This window comes from Streptomyces tendae (assembly GCF_014650435.1).
GTDB lineage: Bacteria > Actinomycetota > Actinomycetes > Streptomycetales > Streptomycetaceae > Streptomyces > Streptomyces tendae.
On the sequence record NZ_BMUY01000004.1, the window covers coordinates 483,517 to 497,229 of the forward strand.

General features: G+C 73.6%; 15 protein-coding genes, 1 pseudogene and 1 riboswitch. Of the genes and pseudogenes, 6 read left to right on the forward strand and 10 right to left on the reverse strand.

Going from position 1 to position 13,713, the window contains the following annotated elements; all coding sequences use genetic code 11:
• Positions 1–9 precede the first annotated feature (9 nt).
• Together IE258_RS14200 and IE258_RS14205 are read right to left on the reverse strand one after the other, a co-directional pair.
• Positions 10–1,119: a LacI family DNA-binding transcriptional regulator gene (locus IE258_RS14200; RefSeq protein WP_189743374.1), complete on the reverse strand. Its 1,110-nt coding sequence runs from the start codon at positions 1,117–1,119 to the stop codon at positions 10–12.
• A 166-nt stretch (positions 1,120–1,285) separates the two neighbouring features.
• Entirely contained in the window at positions 1,286–1,819 is a 534-nt protein-coding gene (locus IE258_RS14205) for a GNAT family N-acetyltransferase (protein WP_189743376.1), read from the reverse strand.
• Between the two features lie 327 nt (positions 1,820–2,146).
• Between IE258_RS14205 and IE258_RS14210 the strand changes: the two genes are divergently transcribed.
• Positions 2,147–2,731 carry a sigma-70 family RNA polymerase sigma factor gene (locus IE258_RS14210; RefSeq protein ID WP_159323802.1) on the forward strand — a complete coding sequence of 195 codons (585 nt, stop codon included), beginning with the start codon at positions 2,147–2,149 and terminating at the stop codon, positions 2,729–2,731.
• A complete protein-coding gene (locus IE258_RS14215; protein ID WP_189743378.1) occupies positions 2,731–3,483 on the forward strand; it encodes an anti-sigma factor in 753 nt (250 codons plus the stop codon). The genes IE258_RS14210 and IE258_RS14215 overlap by 1 nt, the downstream gene beginning before the upstream one ends.
• 50 nt (positions 3,484–3,533) lie before the next feature.
• Here the strand turns inward: IE258_RS14215 and IE258_RS14220 are convergent, their stop codons facing one another.
• Complete coding sequence (locus tag IE258_RS14220; protein WP_189743380.1) at positions 3,534–4,349, reverse strand: DUF1295 domain-containing protein; 816 nt, start codon at positions 4,347–4,349, stop codon at positions 3,534–3,536.
• Positions 4,346–4,567: pseudogene (locus IE258_RS14225) on the reverse strand (class I SAM-dependent methyltransferase); the annotation flags it as partial. The gene IE258_RS14220 and the pseudogene IE258_RS14225, both read right to left, overlap by 4 nt.
• A 23-nt stretch (positions 4,568–4,590) precedes the next feature.
• Between IE258_RS14225 and IE258_RS14230 the strand changes: the two are divergent.
• From IE258_RS14230 to IE258_RS14240, 3 genes are all read left to right on the forward strand, one after another.
• The gene (locus tag IE258_RS14230) at positions 4,591–5,097 is read left to right on the forward strand and encodes an alpha/beta family hydrolase (RefSeq protein ID WP_373309754.1); all 507 of its coding nucleotides are present in this window, start codon (positions 4,591–4,593) and stop codon (positions 5,095–5,097) included.
• 204 nt (positions 5,098–5,301) lie between these two features.
• Positions 5,302–6,936, forward strand: a complete 1,635-nt coding sequence (gene abc-f / locus IE258_RS14235) for a ribosomal protection-like ABC-F family protein (protein WP_189743382.1) — start codon at positions 5,302–5,304, stop codon at positions 6,934–6,936.
• 77 nt (positions 6,937–7,013) lie between these two features.
• Entirely contained in the window at positions 7,014–7,469 is a 456-nt protein-coding gene (locus IE258_RS14240; protein ID WP_189743385.1) for a flavodoxin family protein, read from the forward strand.
• A gap of 34 nt (positions 7,470–7,503) precedes the next feature.
• Here the strand turns inward: IE258_RS14240 and IE258_RS14245 are convergent, their stop codons facing one another.
• From IE258_RS14245 to IE258_RS14270, 6 genes are all read right to left on the reverse strand, one after another.
• The gene (locus tag IE258_RS14245; protein WP_189743387.1) at positions 7,504–8,277 is read right to left on the reverse strand and encodes an ABC transporter ATP-binding protein; all 774 of its coding nucleotides are present in this window, start codon (positions 8,275–8,277) and stop codon (positions 7,504–7,506) included.
• On the reverse strand, positions 8,274–9,302 hold the full coding sequence (locus IE258_RS14250; protein WP_189743616.1) for a FecCD family ABC transporter permease: 1,029 nt from the start codon (positions 9,300–9,302) through the stop codon (positions 8,274–8,276). The genes IE258_RS14245 and IE258_RS14250 overlap by 4 nt, the downstream gene beginning before the upstream one ends.
• 44 nt (positions 9,303–9,346) lie before the next feature.
• Positions 9,347–10,423, reverse strand: a complete 1,077-nt coding sequence (locus IE258_RS14255; RefSeq protein ID WP_229892103.1) for an ABC transporter substrate-binding protein — start codon at positions 10,421–10,423, stop codon at positions 9,347–9,349.
• Positions 10,424–10,485: 62 nt separating this feature from the next.
• Positions 10,486–10,670, reverse strand: a riboswitch (cobalamin riboswitch).
• 79 nt (positions 10,671–10,749) lie between these two features.
• Positions 10,750–11,409 (reverse strand): fasciclin domain-containing protein, encoded by a 660-nt coding sequence (locus tag IE258_RS14260; protein ID WP_189743389.1) that lies wholly within the window; start codon positions 11,407–11,409, stop codon positions 10,750–10,752.
• Between the two features lie 263 nt (positions 11,410–11,672).
• Positions 11,673–12,605, reverse strand: a complete 933-nt coding sequence (locus IE258_RS14265; RefSeq protein WP_189743391.1) for a M56 family metallopeptidase — start codon at positions 12,603–12,605, stop codon at positions 11,673–11,675.
• A 6-nt stretch (positions 12,606–12,611) separates the two neighbouring features.
• A complete protein-coding gene (locus IE258_RS14270) occupies positions 12,612–13,040 on the reverse strand; it encodes a BlaI/MecI/CopY family transcriptional regulator (protein WP_159323815.1) in 429 nt (142 codons plus the stop codon).
• A gap of 81 nt (positions 13,041–13,121) precedes the next feature.
• On the opposite strand from IE258_RS14270, the gene IE258_RS14275 reads away from it, so the two are divergent.
• Positions 13,122–13,697, forward strand: coding sequence for a TerD family protein (locus tag IE258_RS14275; protein ID WP_189743393.1), 576 nt, complete (start codon positions 13,122–13,124; stop codon positions 13,695–13,697).
• Positions 13,698–13,713 lie beyond the last annotated feature (16 nt).

Genomic DNA, 13,713 nt, shown 5'->3' on the forward strand with positions numbered 1-13,713 from the left:
GGGGGCGGTTCAGGGGGCGGGCGGTGGCCCCGCGGTGGCGCCGGGTCTGAAGGCGCAGGCGACGAGGGTGCCCTCGGCGGGTCCGCCCGCGATACGGGCGGCGAGCAGCCGTACGGCCTCGGCGCCCAGCGCGGGACGCGGGATGTCGAAGCCCATCGGGGCCGGTTCGTCCGCCAGGTCGGCGGGCGGGCTGCCGAGCAGCGCGAGCGACACCTGGCCGGGGCAGTCCAGACCGGCTTCGTCCACGGCGGCGCGCAGCGCCCGCCAGGCGGCGCCGGTGTCGGTCTCCTCGGCGACGAAGGCGGTGACGCCCTCGGCCACCCAGGCACGCACCCGGTCGGCGGTGAGGTCGTGGCGCGGGTCCCCGGATCGGAACACGGCGTCGGAGCCCGCGGGCAGTCCGCTGTCCACGAGCCCGTCGAGGAAGCCGCGTTCACGGTCGGTGGAGGCGGGTGCGTCGTCGTCCTCGCGGACGAGGAGGACGCGCCGGTGACCGAGTCCGGCGAGCGCGGTGACGACCTCGCGGCTGGCGCTGACGTAGTCGGCACCCACCCAGGCGAGGCCCTCGGGCTCGTCGCGCCGGCCGACGTGGACGACGGGGAAGTCGTCGGCGACCAGTCGGCGCAGCTCGTCCGCGGGGGCGTGGCGGCCCAGGAAGAGGCAGCCGTCCGCCAGCCGAACGCGGTTGAGCGCGCCCGCACCGCCGGCGCCCGCTCCCCCGGTGCTCGAACCGGTGAACAGCACCAGGTCGTAGCCCTGCGCGGCGGCTTCCTGCTCCACGCCGACGAGGAACGGGTAGTACGAGTGCCGGACGTCGGTCGGGAAGGTCGCGGTGAAGCTGAAGACGCCGAGCAGGTTGTTGCGGGCGGCGGCGAGCCGGCTGGCGGCCGGGTCGGGGACGTAGCCGAGGCTGTGGGCGGCGTCCAGGACCTTGGCCCGGGTCTCCGCCGAGATCGGGCGGCCCGTCGCGAGGTCGCGTCCGGACAGCACCAGGGACACCGTCGCCTGCGAGACACCGGCGAGCCTGGCCACCTCCGCCTGCCTCGGCCGGGCCCGGCGGCCGGCCGGCGCGGGGGCCCTCCCCGGCCTGGCCCGCCCTGCGGCTTCCTTCGCCACCACCACTCCTCTCCGTCGCTCCGTCGCTCCGTCGGGAGCTGTTAATGCGCATTACCTAATGCGCATTAACGAGTAATGTGAAGGACCGCGGGCCTCGGGTCAAGGGGTTGCGTCGAGGAAATGCCGGGTGGCGGCGGAAGAGGCTCCCGCCGCCACCCGGCGTGACGGATCAGATGCCGAACGGGGCCGCGTACCGGACGGTGCCGGCGGGCAGCGGGTGGGCGGCGTCCAGGGTGAGTGCCATCAGGGCCTCGTCCGGGACGTCGATGCTCAGCCCGATGCCGTGGGCGGAGGCCCTGCCGAAGCCGAACCGGGGGTAGTACTCCGGGTGCCCGAGGACGACGAGGTGGTGCTCGCCGAGGCGCTCGGCGTCGACCAGCGCGGCGCGGACGGCGGCCGTGCCGGCGCCGCTGTTCTGCTGCGCGGGCCGGACGGCGACGGGCGCCAGGCACAGTGCCGGGCTGTCCCCGATGTGGCAGCGGGTCAGCAGGGCGTGCCCCACGGGCCGGTCGGTGTCGTCCACCGCGACGAGGGACAGGCCCTCGATCCACGCCCCGGCGTCGGCGCGCAGCGCGTCGACGAGGGCGGCTTCCTCCGCTGTGGGGAAGGCGGCCCGGACGATGTCACGGATGACGGGGACGTCGGCGCCGGTCTCGGCGCGGGTGTTCCAGGAAGAACGGGAAGAAGAACTGGAAGAGGACATGGCGGATGAGAATCCGTTTCTCGGGTTGCGTTCGTGGGAGGCGGGGTCAGGCCGCCGCTCGGGACGCGAGGGAGACCACGAGGGACATCCGGGCATCGCGAAGGACGGCGTCGAGCACGGTCATCAACCTCACCTCCCTGTCTTCCCGCTCCTGTGGAGCACGATCGAACGCGAACGCGGCCACTCTACCCCTGCCGCCCGTGGGAGGGTGTGCTTTTGACGAGATCACCGCGGCTTCGCGCGGCCCGCGACCAATCCGCAGGCCGCGCGGCTCCGGATTACGCGGGGACATCCCCCGCCCGTCGCACATCCTTTGGAGCACCCGTCGTGAAGGAAGCCGTACACATCGGCAGAAATCCATCGTCCCAACCAGATCTGCAACAGCTGATCCGGGAGGTGGCCCTGGGCGATCAGGACTCCTTCGCCGCCGTGTACGACGCGGTGGCCGGGTCCGTGCTCGGGGTCGCCCGGGCGGTGCTGCGCGACCAGGCGCAGTCGGAGGAGGTCGCGCAGGAGGTGCTGGTGGAGGTGTGGCGCACGGCGCCCCGCTACCGGCCGGAGCGCGGCACGGTCGTCAACTGGATCCTGACCCTGGCCCACCGGCGGGCCGTGGACAGGGTGCGGTCGGTGGAGGCCGCCGCGGCCCGTGACCACAAGGCCGCGCTGCTCGAGAGGACGCCGGAGTACGACGAGGTGACCGAGCAGGTCGAGACCCGGCTGGAGCGGGAGCAGGTGCGGCGCTGCCTGCGCACCCTGACCGAGATCCAGCGCCAGTCCGTGACCCTCGCCTACTACCGCGGGCTGACCTACCGGCAGGTGGCCGAGGCACTGGCGGTGCCGCTGGGCACGGTCAAGACGCGGCTGCGTGACGGTCTCATCCGGCTCCGCGACTGCCTGGGGGTGAGCGCGTGATGCGCACCGAGGACCTGCACAGCCTGACGGGCGCCTACGCCCTGCACGCGCTGCCCGACGACGAGCGGGACGCCTTCGAACGCCATCTGGCGCACTGCGCCGCCTGCGAGCAGGAGACCCAGGAGTTCGCCGCCGCGACGGCCCGGCTGGGGCTGGCCGCAACCGTCGTCCCCGGTCCCGCGCTCAGGGACCGGGTGCTGCACCGCGTCGCCACGGTGCGCCAGGTTCCGCCGGGCGGAGGCACGGCGGCGAAGGCCCGCCGTGCCGTGCCCCGGGGGCGCGGCCTGGCCCGGTGGGCGCTGGCGGCCTGCGTGGCAGCCGCGGCGGGGCTCGGCGGTACGGCGGTGTGGCAGTACGAGCGGGCCCAGGACGCCGGGCAGCGGGCCGCGCAGGCCGAGCGACGGGCCGAGACCCTCGCCGGGGTGCTGGCCGCGCCGGACGCCGAGTCCCGTACGGCACGACTGGCCGACGGGGCGAGCGGGACGCTGGTCGTCTCGCAGAGGCAGGACCGGGCGGTGTTCCTGGCCTCGGGCATGGCCGAGCCGCCGAGCGGCAAGGTGTACCAGCTCTGGTTCGACGACCACGGCACGATGCGCTCGGCGGGCCTGATGGATCCCGGCAGCACCAGTCAGGCGGTGCTGATGGACGGCGCCGTCGACGGGGCGGCGGGTGTGGGCATCACGGTCGAGCCGGCCGGCGGGTCGAAGCAGCCGACCTCCGACCCGATCGCGCTGCTGAGCATGCCGGCCTGACGGGGGTGAGGGCCGCCGCCCTCACCCCTTCCCTTCCCCCGCGTCGAGTCCTACGGGGACCGACGCGGCGGACGCGGGAAGAAGCCGCTGGTGCGCGCCGCGTACTCGGCCCAGCCCGGCCGGTCCGCCATGTGCCGCTCGAGGAGTCGCTTCCCGCTGCCGCCGATCAGCAGGTACGTCATCACCAGCGGGGAGACGACGGACACGGCGGCGGCGTCGAGGCCCGCGTCGCAGGCGACCAGGAACAGGCCCCACCAGACGCAGAAGTCACCGAAGTAGTTGGGGTGCCGGGTCCAGCTCCACAGTCCGCGGTCCATGATGCGCCCCCGGTTGCCCGGGTCGGCCTTGAACCGGGCCAACTGGGCGTCCCCCACGGCCTCGAAGGCCAGCCCCACCACCCATACGACCACTCCGGCCCAGGCCGGGACCGACAGCGGCCCCGGCCCGTACGCGGCGGCCTGCACCGGCAGCGCCACCAGCCACACCAGGGCGCCCTGGAGCAGGTAGACCATGCGCAGGGCGTAGAGGTTCCGGTTGCCGCGGGCCTTGGCGAGCATCGCGTCGTAGCGCGGGTCCTCGCCGTGGCCCCGGCCGCGCCGGGCGATGTGCGCGGCCAGCCGCAGACCCCATACGACGGTCAGGGCCGCCACCAGCGTCCGGCGTCCCGGGTCGCCCTGCCCGGCCGCCGCCGCGACCGCACAGGTCACGACGGCGACGGCGGCGAAGCCGAGGCCCCAGGCCACGTCCACCACCCGGTGCACGCCCTTGCGCACGGCGACGGCGAAGGTGACCGGCATGACGGCGAGCGCGGCCGCCGCGGCCCAGCCGAGACCGATGGCGAACGCGCCCCACGGAAAGCCGTTCACGGGCGCTCCAGCCGCTCGTACCACTCCCCCGGCGTGGCGGGCATGCCGCTGACGCCCTCGGCGGTGGGCCTCACGCCCAGGATCTGGTCGACGCCCATGCGACGCTGCTCGAAGGCGAGCGCGCCGCCCACCAGGTAGAGCCGCCACACCCGGGCGGTCTCCTCGCCGACCAGCGCGACGAACTCGTCCCAGCGGTCCTCGAGGGTGTGCTCCCACGCGGAACGGCGCCGCCGAGGACCCCCTGCGGGATGCCCGGCGGGCCCTCGCCGAGTTGCACGGCCTCGTCGGTGACGTACCGGTGGTGCTGCTCGGCCACTCCATGGGCGGCCGGGCGGCCCTGCGCGCGGCGGAGGCCGACGGGGTACGCGGTGCGGTGGCGCTGGCGCCCTGGTGCCCGCCGGGTGAGCCCGTCGGCCGGCTCCGGGACCGGGTGCTTCTCGTGCTGCACGGCAGCCGGGACCGCGTCACCGATCCCGGCGAGTCGGCCGCGTACGTCTCGCGCGCCCGTGCTGCCGGGGCCCGGGCGGGCATGCTGCTGCTGGAGAACGGCGACCACGCCATGCTCCGCCACCACGCCCGCTGGCACCGCACCGCGACCGCGGCGGTGGCCCACCTGCTCGCACCGGAAGCGGCGCCCTGCGAGCTGTTCGCCCGGGCCTTCGCGGCGGAGGGGCCAACGGTGCTGCGCCCGGCGCCGCCCGCCTCGTCCGAGGCGCCACTCGGGCCGGTGCGGGAGCCCGGCTGTTAGTCTGGTGGAGACGTTGATCGTGCAGCGAGGGAGTCGCGGACATGGTGGGTGACGACGACATCTCCGGGTGAGACCCGGTTCAGGTAGGCCGCAGCGGGCGTTTTCGAGCGCCGTCGCAGTGGCCGTCGCGTCGTTCCCTTTTCCCTGTGTTCCCTCCCGGGCAGAGGTCTCTTTCCTGCCCCTCACCGCCACGAGGTCGTCTCCATGTCCGACGCCGTCCTGCGCTGCTCCAACCTGTCCTTCTCCTGGCCCGACGACACCCCCGTCTTCCAGGACCTGTCGTTCACCGTGGGCGTGGGCCGTACCGGCCTGGTGGCTCCCAACGGTGCCGGGAAGTCCACCCTGCTCAAGCTGATCGCCGGTGAGCTGCGGCCCACCGGCGGCTCCGTCACGGTCTCCGGCGTCCTCGGCCACCTGCCGCAGACCCTCCCACTGACCGGCGGCCTCACCGTGGCCGAGGTCCTCGGTGTGGACGCCGTGATCCGGGCCATCGACGCCGTGGAGTCCGGTGACGTGGCCGACGAGCACTTCGCCACCATCGGTGACGACTGGGACGTCGAGGAGCGCACCCGCGCCCAGCTCGACCGCCTGGGCCTGGACGACCTCGCCCTGGACCGACGGCTGAGCACGCTCAGCGGTGGCCAGATCGTCTCCCTCGGACTCGCCGCGCAACTGCTGAAGCGACCCGACGTGCTCCTCCTCGACGAGCCCACCAACAACCTCGACGTGGAGGCCCGCGACAGGCTCCAGGACGTGCTGATGGACTACAACGGCTGCCTGCTGCTGGTCAGCCACGACCGCGAACTGCTCGACCGCATGGAGCGCATCGCCGAACTCGACAGCGGCGAACTGCGCCTTTACGGCGGCAACTTCACCGCCTACGAGGAAGCCGTCCGGGCCGAGCAGGAGGTCGCCGAGAAGAACGTCCGCAACGCCGAGCAGGAGCTGAAGCGGGAGAAGCGGGAGCTGCAGCAGGCCCGCGAGCGTGCCGACCGCCGGGCGAGCAACGCGGCCCGCAACCTCAAGAACGCCGGGCTGCCCCGGATCTTCGCGGGCAACATGAAGCGCGGGGCGCAGGAGTCCGCGGGGCGGGCGGGCCAGACCCACGCCAACCGGGTCGGTGAGGCGAAGGCACGGCTGGACGAGGCGGAGCGGTCGCTGCGCGAGGAGCAGCGCATCACGCTGGACCTGCCGGAGACCCGGGTGCCCGCCGGACGCACCCTCTTCCTCGGTGAGCGGCTGCGGATCCGGCTCGGCGACAGGGACGTCTTCGGGGACCGGGGCGTCGACCTGACGGTCCGCGGCCCCGAGCGGATCGCGCTGACCGGGGCCAACGGCACGGGCAAGAGCACGCTCCTGCGCCTGGTCGACGGCGACCTGGATCCGCAGGACGGCGACATCAGGCGCGCCGACGGGCGGGTCGCCTACCTCTCCCAGCGGCTGGACCTGCTGGACGAGGGGCGCACCGTCGCCGAGAACTTCGCCGCCTGGGCCCCGCACCGGCCGGAGTCCGAGCGGATGAACCTCCTGGCCCGCTTCCTCTTCCGGGGCGCCCGCGCCCACCTGCCCGTCGGCCTGCTCTCCGGCGGCGAGCGGCTGCGGGCCACGCTGGCCTGCGTGCTGTGCGCGGAACCGGCGCCGCACCTGCTGCTCCTGGACGAGCCGACGAACAACCTCGACCTGGTCGGCGTGGGCCAGTTGGAGAGCGCCCTGCACTCCTACCGGGGTGCGTTCGTGGTCGTCAGCCACGACCGGCGGTTCCTGCGCGAGATCGGCGTCGAGCGCTGGCTGCGGCTGGCCGACGGGGAGCTGACGGAGACGGGGGCGCCCGAGGAGTAGGCCGCCGACGGGGCGGGCTTCCCGGGTGGCGTGGTGTCCGTTTGCGGTCGGCGGGTGCCGGGCGGCAGGCTGCCCGTGTGGCCACTTTGCTGATCGTGCATCACACGCCGTCGCCGAACTGCCAAGCGATGCTGGAGTCCGTCGTCTCCGGGGCGACCGCGCCCGAGATCGAAGGGGTGCGGGTCGTCCGGCGGGCGGCGCTGGCGGCCACGGCCGTCGACGTACTGGAGGCCGACGGGTACCTGCTGGGCACCCCCGCCAACCTGGGGTACATGTCCGGTGCGCTCAAGCACTTCTTCGACCAGGTCTACTACCCGTGCCTGGACGAGACGCGCGGCCGCCCCTTCGGTTACTACGTGCACGGGGGCAACGACACCACGGGCGCGGTACGCGCCATCGAGTCGGTCACGACCGGGCTCGGCTGGCAGCGTGCGGCGCCCGCGGTGAACGTGACCGGTGAGCCCGGCAAGGCAGATCTGGCGTCCTGCTGGGAGCTGGGGGCGACGCTCGCCGCCGGTCTGATGGACGACTGAGCACGCACCGGCGGCCGCTGGGGCGGGCGGGTTCCTAGCCCGGCAGTGTGCCCAGGAAGCGCACGTGCGGGCGGCCGGCCGGGCCGGTGGGTGTGATCTCGGCGTCGACCCGGTAGACCTTCGCGACCAGGTCGGTGGTCAGGACCTCCGTGGGTTCGCCGCGGGCCACGACCCGTCCCTCCGCGAGGACGACGAGGTGGTCGCAGTACATCGCGGCGAGGTTGAGGTCGTGCAGGGCGACGACGCTGGTGACCGGCAGGGCGGCGACAAGGGCCAGCACGTCCAGCTGGTGCTGGATGTCGAGGTGGTTGGTCGGCTCGTCGAGCAGCAGTTCGCGCGGCTCCTGGGCGAGGGCGCGGGCGATCTGGACGCGCTGGCGTTCGCCGCCGGAGAGCGTGTGCCACAGCCGGCCGGCCTGCCCGGTCAGTCCGGTGCGCTCCAGTGCGGCCGCGACCGCCGCCTCGTCGGCCGCCGACGCCGGTGTCCAGGCGCGGCGGTGCGGGATGCGGCCGAGCCGCACGACGTCCCGGACCGTCAGTTCCACCTGGGTGTCCGTCTGCTGCTCGACCACCGCCACGCGCCGGGCGACGTCCCGGCGGCCCAACCGGTCCAGCGGGCTTCCGTCGAGGCTGACCAGGCCCGAGGTGGGGGCGAGTACGCCGGCGAGCAGCCGCAACAGGGTCGACTTGCCGGAGCCGTTGGGGCCGAGCAGGCCCGTCGTGGCGCCGGTCCGCGGGCTCAGGTCGACGCCGTCCAGGATCAGCCGGCCACCGGCGGTGCGGGAGACCCGCTCGGCGTTCAGGGTCACCGTGCCCTCCGGGTGCGGTACAGCACGAGCACGAAGGCCGGTACCCCGATCAGCGAGGTCACCACGCCCACCGGGACCTCCTGGGGTGCGAGGACGGTACGGGCCAGGGTGTCGACCCACACCAGGAACACGGCGCCGGCGAGTGCGCAGACCGGCAGCAGCCGGGCGTGGCCGGGGCCGGTGAGTGCCCGCACGGCGTGCGGCAGCACCAGCCCGACGAAGCCGATCGCGCCGGCCGAGGCGACCAGGGCGGCGGTGAGCAGGGCGGTGGCGCACAGCAGCACCAGCCGGGTACGGGCCACCCGGACGCCGAGCGCGGCCGCCGCGTCCTGGCCGAAGGCGAAGGCGTCCAGCGTCCTGGCGTGAGCGAGGCACACGGCCAGGACCAGCACCAGGACGGCCGTGCCGGTCCGTACGTCGCCCCAGCCCGCGCCGCCGAGCGAGCCGAGCAGCCAGAACAGCACGCCGCGGGTGGTCTCGGCGTCGGCGGCGGTCATGACCACGAACGAGGTGAGCGCGGAGAACAGCTGCATCGCCGCCACGCCCGCGAGCACCACCCGGTCCGTGGTGCCGCCGAGGCTGTGGCTGAGCAGCATCACCAGCGCGAACGAGCAGACCGCGCCGATGAACGCCCCGCCGGGGACGGACAGCGCACCGCCGCCCACGCCGAGCACGACGACCAAGACGGCGCCGGTCGATGCGCCGGAGGAGACGCCGAGGACGAAGGGGTCGGCGAGTGGGTTGCGCAGCAGTGACTGCAGGACGGCCCCGCACACGGCGAGTCCGGCACCGCACACCGCCGCGAGCAGGGTGCGGGGCAGGCGCAGGTCCCAGACGATGCCGTCACGGATCGGCGAGACGCCCTCGGCGCCGGTGCCGACACCGAGGTGGGCGGCTATCACGGACCACACGTCGGCGACGCCGATGTCCGCCGGGCCGATCGTCACGGCGACGGCCACGGAGGCGCACAGGGCGACGATTCCGGCCGCCGCCCACACGAGGGGGGCGCGGCGGGACGCCCGTATGCCGGAGACGGACGCCTGGGCCGCGGCCGTCCGGCTCGCGGACGTCACTTGGCGAGCCCGAACTCGCGCAGCGCCGCCGCCACCTGTTCCACGCCCTCGACGGTACGGATGGTGGGGTTCATGGCCTGCCCGCTGAGCAGCACGTAGCGCTTCTTCCGGACGGCGGTCATGTTCCTGGTCACGGGATTGGACTCCAGGAACTCGATCTTCTTCGCCGCCGTCTCGGCCGTCTGCGACTTGCGGGTGAGGTCGCCGAGGACCAGGACGTCGGGGTTCCGGTCGGCGACGGTCTCCCAGCCGACCTGCGGCCATTCCTCGTGGGTGTCGTCCATGGCGTTCTCGGCGCCGACCGCGCGGGTGATGACGCCGGGGGCGCCGCAGCAGCCCGCCAGGTAGGGCGAGGTGGAGTTGGCGAACCAGTACATGAGGGTGACGCCGGAGGCGTCGAGGCCGGACGTCGCCCTGTCGACCCTGGACTCGAGGTCGGCGACGAGCTTCTCGCCGCGCTGCTCGACGTCGAAGAGGCGGGCCAGGTCGCGGACTTCGCCGTAGACGGTGTCCATGGTGAAGGGCTCGCTGCGGACGCCGTCGCCGTCGCCGCTGTTGTCCTTGCCCGCGCAGTCGGAGGGGGACAGGTAGGCCGGCACACCGAGTTCCGTGAACCGTTCGCGGGTGGCCACGCCGCCGGTGCCGAGCGTGGAGGCGAAGGAGGCGGCGACGAAGTCGGGTTCGGCGTCCAGCACCGTCTCGAAGGACGGCATGTCGTCGGCGAGGCGGGGGACCGCGGAGTTCGCCTTCTCCAGTCCCTTCATGACCGGGTCGGTCCAGGTGGCGGTGCCCGCCATGCGGTCGGCGAGGCCGAGCGAGAGCAGGATCTCCGTGGTGCCCTGGTTGAGGGAGACGGCCCGGCGCGGCGGCGCGGTGACCCGGACGTCGTGCCCGCAGTCCCGGACCGTGCGTGGGTAACCGGCCGCACCGGCCGGCGCTGCCGCGTCGTCGGTGGCCGCCCCGGACCCGCAACCGGAGGCCAGCAGGGCGCCGGACAGGAGCAGGACGGGACCGCGCAGGGCGCGGCGGGAAAGGAAGGGGCGTCGGGGGCCGACCGGACCTGCTGCGGACAAGGGGATCCTCTGGCGTCGAGGGCTCATGCGCGAAGCCCGTCCGTACGATGCGGCCCGCGCCGCACGCGGCACGGGTGCCAGCAGGTCTTCGGACTCGGGTTCGACCGGACGGAACGCCTTCCCGGACGTCTTACGCCGCCCAGTGGCCGTGTTCCGCCCGTCCCCCTCACCGCTGCGCGTCAGTTCCGGATTCGCACCGGATTCCCTGACCCACCAGGTGGGTTCGACTGGCTTGCGCAAGCTACCACAGGGCCACCGCCCCGCCGGGGGGCGGGCCGCCACCGCCCCGCTCCCCCGGCCCTCGGGCCGCCACTTCCACTCGCGCCTCAGCTCTTCGGCATGAGGACGGTGTCGATGATGTAGACGTTGGCGTTGGCGGTCTTCACGTTGCCGCAGACGACCTTGGCGGAGTCGTTGACCTCGTAGGACTCGTCCGAGCCCGAAGTGGTCAGCTTCGACTTCTGCAGCGTGTCGAAGGAGCCGTTCTCCAGGTCCTTGGGCGCGAGCTTCTGGCCCACGACGTGGTAGGTCAGGATGTCGGTGAGCATCGCCTTGTCGGCCAGGACCTTGTCCAGGTCGGCCTTCGGGATCTTGGCGAAGGCGTCGTTGGTCGGCGCGAAGACAGTAATGTTCTCGGCGTTGTTGAGCGTGTCGACCAGACCGGCCTTCTTCACCGCCGACACCAGCGTGGACAGGGCCGGGTTGTTCGAGGCGGCCGTGGCGACGGGGTCCTTGGCCATGCCGTCGAACGAACCGGCGCCCTCCTTCGGCACCGTGGAGCAGGCCGGGCCGAACGGCTCGTCGGAGCCCGCCATGCCGCCGGAACTGTCGGCCGACTGGTCGTCGGTCGCCGCGGGCGCCGAGGAGGCGGCCTGCGCGGAGTCCGAGGAGCCGCTGTCGCCGTCGTCGGAACAGGCGGCCAGGGACAGGGGCAGGACGGCGGCCGCGACGACGGCGACGACGGAGCGGCGGATACGGGCGTTCATGGAGAATCTCCCTGAAAACGGGCAGCACGAAGGCTGCGTCGGTACGGAGTCGTGGTGCGCGTGATGCGCGATGGTCGTGCTGGGTCGATGTGCTGTGCGGCGGTCCGCCGAGTACCCGGCGCCGTCGCGTGGCGGCCGGCCGACCCGGGTCCGGAGTCAGCCGCCGGTTCGCGCTCGGCGTGGTCTCGGTTCTTCCCTCACACGGGGAATCCGGAGCCGCCCCGGCCCCGGATTGGTGACTCAGCCGATCGGGTGAGGGAGTCTCACAGCGGCGTCGCGGTCCGGAGGATGAGGAACATCGTCACGGCGGCGTTCGCGGACGACATCGCCGAGACGGCGGTCCCCGCCGCCGCGGCCCACGCGGCCAGGCCCACCGAGGTGAACACCGGGGGCCAGGTGCGGACCACCGGGGCGGGGCCGAGCAGGGCGGCCACCCGGCGCGGCACCGGACCGGGCGCCGCGAGTCCGGCGAGGGTGGCGACGGGAGTACCGCGGGAGACCAGGGCCGCCTTGCCGATCGCCGTCGCGACCGTCCGCCGGTCACCGACGGTGCGGGCGGCGGTCTCGTCCGCCCACCGCTCCGCCGTGTAGGCGACGGCGGTCCTCAGCGGCCGCAGGAACGGGTTGGCCAGCGCGGCGAGGCGTACGGCGAGCAGGAAGCGGTGGTGCCCGGCGGCGAGGTGGGCGCGCTCATGGGCGAACAGGGCGCGCCGCTCACCCGGTTCGAGGCAGTCCAGCAGGGCCGTACTCACCACCACGCGGTCCCGGCGACCACCGGGCAGCGCGTACGCGTAGGGCACGTCGTCCGGCAGTACGGCCACCCCGGTGCCGGGCAGCCCGGCCAGTGCCCGGTGGGCGCGGCGGCGCACCCTGCCGTGCCGCCACAGGGCCCGCGCCGAGGCCGCGACCACCGCGCAGAGCGCGGGGATGGCCGCCTTGCCGACCACCTCGTCGTAGGGCACCGCCGCCCGGACCTCGGGGTCCGACCAGCCGTCGGGGAGCGGGTTGCCCGGCAGTTGGGCGGTGCCGACCACCATCACCAGGGCCAGGCACACGGTGCTGCACAGGGCCATCACGGCGGCGACGGCGGTGAGCAGCCTGGTCGCGGTCCGCGGGTGCAGGTGCTGCTCTGCGAGCCGGGCGATCGGCCAGGCCGTCAGGGGCAGGACCAGGGGCAGGAAGACGAAGACCCCCATGCGGTGTCAGCCGTCCTCCGCGGCGCGCGCGTGCCCGAGCAGTTCGCGCAGCAGCCGCTCGTCGTCGGGGTCGAGGCCGGTGACGAAGCTGGCCAGGACCGCTTCCCGGTCGCTCTCGGCGTCCAGCACCTTGCGCATCTTGCGCGCGGCCAGGCCCGCCTGGTCCGAGGCCGGCGTCCAGGCGAAGGACCGGCCCGCACGCTCACGGCTGACGGCGCCCTTCTCGAGGAGCCGGGTCAGGATCGTGATCACCGTGGTGTAGGCGAGGTCGCCGCCGAGGCGCTCCTGCACCCAGCCGGCCGTCGCGGGGCCGTCCGCCTCGCGCAGCGCGGACAGCACCAGCGCCTCCAGCTCGCCCTGGCCCCGCCGCCGCGGACGCCGGTCATCCGTCACGGCCCGCCTCCTTCCGCCGCCGATCGTCTTCCGGTGCGCCATCGTATAGAAGGCTTTCTTCTACAGTGCTGTAGATTATCGGTGACCGCACGGAACACAGCGAACGCGACGAAGGAGAACACAGTGGGAGTTTCCCTGGCCAAGGGCGGCAACGTCTCGCTCAGCAAGGAGGCGCCCGGCCTGACCGCCGTGCTGGTCGGTCTGGGCTGGGACGTGCGCACCACGACCGGCACCGACTACGACCTCGACGCCTCCGCGCTGCTCCTCGACACGTCGGGCAAGGTGCTCTCGGACGGGCACTTCGTCTTCTACAACAACCTCACCAGCCCGGACGGCTCGGTCGAGCACACCGGCGACAACCTCACCGGCGAGGGCGAGGGCGACGACGAGGCGGTCAAGGTGAACCTGGCCTCGGTCCCGGCCGAGGTGGACCGGATCGTCTTCCCGGTGTCCATCCACGACGCGGAGAACCGGGGGCAGAGCTTCGGCCAGGTCCGCAACGCCTTCATCCGTGTCGTCAACCAGGCGAACAACCAGGAACTCGCCCGCTACGACCTGTCCGAGGACGCCTCGACCGAGACCGCGATGGTCTTCGGCGAGCTGTACCGGCACGGCACCGAGTGGAAGTTCCGCGCCGTCGGTCAGGGGTACGCCTCGGGTCTCGCGGGCATCGCCGCGGACTTCGGCGTCAACGTCTGACACCCGCCCGCCTTCC